The 3,258-nt window shown below is 79.2% G+C and carries 3 protein-coding genes; 1 reads left to right on the forward strand and 2 read right to left on the reverse strand.

Annotation, left to right across the window (positions count from 1 at the left end):
• Positions 1-243: 243 nt before the first annotated feature.
• Complete coding sequence (locus PYV61_RS22945) at positions 244-705, reverse strand: hypothetical protein (protein ID WP_275836071.1); 462 nt, start codon at positions 703-705, stop codon at positions 244-246.
• Between the two features lie 137 nt (positions 706-842).
• Here PYV61_RS22945 and PYV61_RS22950 point away from each other — a divergent pair, with 137 nt between their 5' ends.
• Positions 843-1,820, forward strand: coding sequence for a serine hydrolase (locus PYV61_RS22950; protein WP_275836073.1), 978 nt, complete (start codon positions 843-845; stop codon positions 1,818-1,820).
• Here the strand turns inward: PYV61_RS22950 and PYV61_RS22955 are convergent.
• The coding region (locus PYV61_RS22955) for a DUF4403 family protein (RefSeq protein WP_275836075.1) at positions 1,817-3,258 on the reverse strand (1,442 nt) is incomplete at its 5' end. The genes PYV61_RS22950 and PYV61_RS22955 overlap by 4 nt on opposite strands.

The following is a 3,258-nucleotide window of genomic DNA, read 5'->3' on the forward strand; positions in this document are numbered from 1 at the left end:
CCGGGGTCGGGGCCGTCGCGGGCCGCAGGCCGGGCGAGCAGGCGCCGAGCGGCAGGAGCGACGCGGCGAGACGCGGGCGCGCGATGCGCGCGGGACGCCGCGCGGGCGAGGCGGGGAGGGACGGCACGGCGGGGCGGAACGGCGGGGACGCCGCGGCCCGGGGGGCGCGCGACGCGGAGACGGCGGGGTGTGGACGACGCGCAACGTAGCGCGCCTGCCGCCAGTCCGCGACCGGCGGACCGGTCAGTCGGCCGGCTGCCCGAGGATGCGGTTGGTGGCGTTGAGCACCGACAGCACCGCGGTGCGCGCGTGGTCCGCGTCGCCCATCGCCGCGCCGACCAGCCGCACCGGCGCGCGCCCGGCCACCACCGCGACCTGCACCAGCACCACCGTCTCGTCGAAGGCGCGCACCGTCTTCACGCCCTGCAGCGCGAAGCGCACCGCCCCGCCGCTCGCGCGGTGCAGCGCGTCGAGCGTGGCGTCGGCCACCACGCGCAGGTCGCCGTCGGCGCTGGCCGGGCCCTCGTGCGTCCCCGTGACCACCGGGCCGTCGGGGCGCTGCAGGTCCACCTCGGCGCGGGCAAGCCCCGCGGGGAGCCGGCGGATGCGCACCGCGACCAGGCGCACGCGCCAGCCGTCGCCGCCGAAGACGTCGGCGGCGTTGGGGGTCGGTTCGGATTCGTACGAAGCGGCGATCACGGCCATGCGGACGGCGAGGGTGCGACGTCGAGGCCGGGCGCGGGGGCCACCCGGAGCGCGGCACGAACAACACGATCGAGGGGCGCCGGAGGCAACGGCGGCGGCCGGTTGCCGCGCGGGCGGCGGCGCGCGATGCTCCGCCCATGCGCGCCCGCCCCGCCCCCGCCGCCCTCGCCCGCCTCCTCCTGCTGCTGACGATCGTCGCAGCGCCCCGCCGTGCCGACCCCGTGACCACGGTCACCCCGGAGGTCACGGAGTCGCGCCCCGCGCAGCCGCCGGCCGCCCTCCGCCGCGCGCTGGAGGAACGCCTCGCGCGGCTGCGCGCCGAGGTGCCGACCGCCGTCGTCGCGGTCGCGGTGCGCGACCTCGCGCCCGGCGGCGCGTCGCTCGACCTCGCGCCGGACACGGTGTTCCACGCCGCGAGCACGATGAAGCTCCCGGTGATGATCGAGCTGTTCCGCGCCGCCGACCGAGGCGCGCTGCGCCTCGACGACGCGATCGCGCTGGAGAACCGGTTCGTCTCGGTCGCCGATGGGTCGACGTACGCGCTCTCCCCCGCCGACGACTCGGACAGCGCGCTGTACGCGATGGTGGGCACGCGCGTGCCGGCGCGCGAGCTGGTGCGCCGGATGATCGTGCGGTCGAGCAACCTCGCGACCAACGCGCTGATCGCGCTCGCCGACCCGGCGCGCACGACGGCCACCGCGCGCACGCTGGGCGCCGCGCGCATCGAGGTGCGGCGCGGCGTCGAGGACGGGCCGGCGTTCCGCGCCGGGATCGTGAACACGACGACGGCGCCCGACCTCGCCGCGCTGCTGGTGGCGCTCCAGCGCGGGCGCGCGGCCTCCCCCGGCGCCACGCGCGCGATGCTCGACGTGCTGCGCGCGCAGGAGCACAACGACGAGATCCCCGCCGGCCTGCCGCCGGGCACCCCGGTGGCGCACAAGACCGGATGGATCACCGGCGTCCTGCACGACGCCGCGCTCGTGTCGCCGCCGGGACGCGCGCCGTACGTGCTGGTCGTCCTCACCAAGGGGATTCCCGACGTCGCGGTGGCGCGGGCGGCCATCGTCGACGTCGCCCGTCTCACGCACGACGCGCTGGGCGCGCCCCCGCGCTAGCGTCCCGACGCCGCCGCGGCGGCCGGCGCCGGGCGCCGACGCTTCGGCATCGGCGGGGCGCGGCGCACCCGCAGCGACGCCTCCCCCTGCGCCTCGGCGCGCAGCACGACGCCCTCGCGCGCCGCGTACACCGCGAGCACGCGCGCCGTCGGCACCTCGGCGGCCAGGCTGACCCCCTGCGTCAGGTCGCGGTTCAGCGCGCGCTCCAGGCGCACGCGCGCCGAGTCCACCAGGGCGGCGGCCGGCCAGCGCGCGCGCGCGCGCAGCAGGTCGCGCAGCTCGTCGTGGCGCAGCCAGTCCAGCCCGCGCACCAGCGGGTGGTCCACGTCGACCACGAAGTCGAGGTCCGGCACGCGCAGCTCGCCGGTCGGCGCGTCGTACACCGGGCGCCCGACGACGTACACGCGCCCCGCGACGTCGCCCTCCACGTCGAGGTCGACCGCCCCGCTCCCCCCCGGCGCCGGCGCCACCGTCGCGCGCCGCACGCGGACGCGCCGCCCGCCGCGCGCCAGCGCGCGCTCCACCATCCGCGGCGCCAGCAGGTGGGTCGCGTCGTCGTAGCCCATCTCGGCGTCGAGCCGCACGCGCAGTCCGGTGGGCGCGCTGTCGCCGGCGATGGCCGCGCGCGCGCCGAGCGCCGGCAGCGGCGTGGGGGGCGTCGTCGGACGCGGGCCGGTTACCAAGTGCGGCTGCGCGGTGAGCGCGAGCGGCGCGACCAGCGCCCCGTCCTCCGCCGACGGCGCGCCGAGGCGCACGTCGCGCGGCCGGATCTCCAGCCACAGGCTGTCGCGGATGCGGATCGGCCGCTGCAGCAGCTCCCACCAGCGCTCGACCTTCGACTTCACGTCGGCGCGCGCGAGCCCCGCGTCGACGGCCGCCAGCCGGTCCTCGAGCTTGCCGCGCACCGCCGAGAGGACGCGGTCGGTGACGTCGAAGCGCGCCGCGGTGACGCGGCAGCGGTCGCGCGTCGAGTCGGTGACCGGCGCCAGCGAGACGAGCCGCGTGCGCGGGCGGAGCCGCCACGTCTCGTCGAGCCGCACCGTGGTGGCGAGCACGATGCGCAGCCGCGGCGACGCGTCGCCGAGCCCGCACGACCCGCTGACGTCGGGCGCGAAGCGCGCCGCGTACCAGCCGCGCGCGCGGTACGACACCGTCGCCGCCACGGTCGCCGTCGCGCCGCGCACGCGCACGTCGAACGGCGTCCGCTCGGCGGCGAAGGCGAACTGCAGCCGGTCGCGCCCGGGGACCGAGCGGCGCTCGGCCATGTCGCCGAAGGTGCGCGGCACCGCAGCCTCGAGCGCCGCGACCGCGGGCGCCAGCTCGTAGACCACCGGCACGTCCAGCTCCGACGGGAGCAGTGCCGGCAGCGCGGGCTCGGGCGCGGCGTCGCGCGCGGTGCGCGCCGCCGACGCCAGCGCGCTGCGGCCGCAGGCGGCGC

Source organism: Roseisolibacter sp. H3M3-2, assembly GCF_029211165.1.
In the GTDB taxonomy this organism is placed as follows: Bacteria; Gemmatimonadota; Gemmatimonadetes; order Gemmatimonadales; family Gemmatimonadaceae; genus Roseisolibacter.